At 29.7% G+C, this 1,439-nt stretch carries 2 protein-coding genes; both read left to right on the top strand.

All coding sequences use genetic code 11. The annotated features are described in order from the left end of the window. Positions 1 to 43: 43 nt before the first annotated feature. Positions 44 to 463 carry a hypothetical protein gene (locus ACKTTC_RS12775; RefSeq protein ID WP_408040228.1) on the top strand — a complete coding sequence of 140 codons (420 nt, stop codon included), beginning with the start codon at positions 44 to 46 and terminating at the stop codon, positions 461 to 463. Beyond that, the gene (locus ACKTTC_RS12780; RefSeq protein WP_408040229.1) at positions 460 to 1,365 is read left to right on the top strand and encodes an IS3 family transposase; all 906 of its coding nucleotides are present in this window, start codon (positions 460 to 462) and stop codon (positions 1,363 to 1,365) included. Before ACKTTC_RS12775 ends, ACKTTC_RS12780 begins: the two co-directional genes overlap by 4 nt. Positions 1,366 to 1,439: the final 74 nt, after the last annotated feature.

A 1,439-nucleotide genomic window follows, 5' to 3' on the forward strand; every position in this document is an offset into this window, starting at 1 on the left:
TGTCTTGTCCTGAAATAAGTTTACAGTTTTAACTGTAGATTTTATGGAAAAACGCAAAGAAGTTTTAGAGTTTAAAAAGCCAAAAGATTTTACAAAAGTAGAAAGAAGGTTAATCGTTGATGATTATTTACGAAGTGGTTTAAGTAAAAAAATCATTTGGAAAAAATATACAGGACAGGAACAAGAACATGGTTATATACTGCGCTGGATGCGTGATTTAGGGTATGATATCCCTCCAAAATGGCGTAAGTCAGGTTCTTCTAATTTTGACAATATGTTAAATAGCGAAGAATCTAAAGTCCTACCAGACAAATATGCTCAAATAGAAATAGCTGAACTTAAAAAAGCATTAGGAGAGAGTAAACTTCAAGTAGAAGCATTACAAACCATGATACAAATAGCAGAAGAAGCTTACAAAATCAATATTAGAAAAAAGTATTATGCCAAACAATCTATAAAATGAAAATGATGCATCCAACCATAGGATTACAGCGAATATGTCGGTTGTTTGGTATTACAAGACAGGCATATTACCAGCAAATAAACCGTAAACTAGATACAGAATTATCACATGAACTAGTCATTAAAGAAGTTCTGAAAATACGTGTATATCATCCAAGAATAGGAACAAGGAAACTCTATATTTTGCTAGAAGACTTTATGTTAGAACATCAAATAAAAATAGGTAGAGATGCTTTGTTTAATCTACTTTCAGAACATGGCTTATTGGTTCGCAAACGCAAAAGGTTAGTAAAAACGACACAATCACATCATTGGTTGAAAAAATATTCTAACCTAATAAAAAACTTTATCCCTGTTAGTCCTAATGAACTTTATGTTAGTGATATTACCTACTGGAAAATAATGGATAGATATCTCTATATCCATTTAATTACAGATGCATATAGTCGTAAAATAGTTGGTTATGAATTATCAGAAACTTTAGAGGCGGAGCATTCAATAAAAGCCCTAAAAATGGCTTTATCACCACTTAAAAAGCAAAGAGATAGACGTTTGATACATCATTCAGATAGAGGTGTTCAATACTGTAGTTATAAATATGTAAAGCTATTACAGGATTATGATATACAAATTAGTATGACAGAAAACGGTGATCCATTAGAAAATGCAATAGCAGAAAGAGTTAATGGAATATTAAAAGAAGAATATCTAAACTGTTATCAGATAACATCTTTTGAACAAGCTATAGGATTGTTAATACAAGTAATTAATTTATATAATAATGAAAGACCACACATGAGTATAGGAAATTTAGTACCAGAGAAGGTGCATTCTAACCAATTAATTAAAGGAGATAGAAAATGGAAAAACTATTATCAAAAAATAAATACTGTAAACATATAATAGGATTAAAAATGAAGTGTAAATTTATATTAGGATTAAGATAAAAAGGTGTAAACCTATTTTAGGACGATACA

Origin of the sequence: Tenacibaculum amylolyticum (genome assembly GCF_964511145.1) — a bacterium.
Classification (GTDB): domain Bacteria; phylum Bacteroidota; class Bacteroidia; order Flavobacteriales; family Flavobacteriaceae; genus Polaribacter; species Polaribacter amylolyticum.